The 519-nt window shown below is 65.3% G+C and carries 1 protein-coding gene; it reads right to left on the bottom strand.

The window, feature by feature from the left end:
- On the bottom strand, nt 1–519 hold a 519-nt coding region (locus ABFX45_RS46310), incomplete at both ends, for a hypothetical protein (RefSeq protein ID WP_346137444.1).

Raw genomic sequence — 519 nt, 5'->3', positions numbered from 1 at the left:
CCGCTACCCGTACCAGCCGCTTCCTCGTACGACGGCGGTTTGCCGTCATAGGCCGGAGGAGCATCGACCGGCTCGGGGATGTCGACATCGACCTTGTCGACTTTGATCTCACCCGGGCCGCCGAGCTTGTCCTGCCCCAGCCGCTCGTCACGGCGATGCTTCCAACTCTCCAACGCCGACATGCCCGCGCCCGAGACGACGCCGTTGATCATGCCCTTCCAGATGTCGCCCGGGTCACCCCCATCGGGAATGGTGATAGCCCCGACGAACACCTCGGTAGCACCCTCGATGCCACCTGCTGCCGCCCAGTGTCGCGCCCAGTTCGGCTTGTAGCGGGCCAGACCCCCGTGCAGCATTCCCGCGAACGCACCCGCCGCGGCTCCGTACTTGAAGGAGTTGAGAGTGTCCTGCCAGTCCCAGGCCTTGTCGCTCTCGATCTTCTGCCAGACCTGGACGATGGCGTCGTCACGAACCTCTTCGACACCCTCCTCCAAAGCCTGCCTGGCCATCGTGGTCACG

This window comes from Lentzea roselyniae, assembly GCF_039537795.1.
Classification (GTDB): Bacteria; Actinomycetota; Actinomycetes; order Mycobacteriales; family Pseudonocardiaceae; genus Lentzea; species Lentzea atacamensis.
This window is presented reverse-complemented; position numbering and strand designations above follow the sequence as displayed.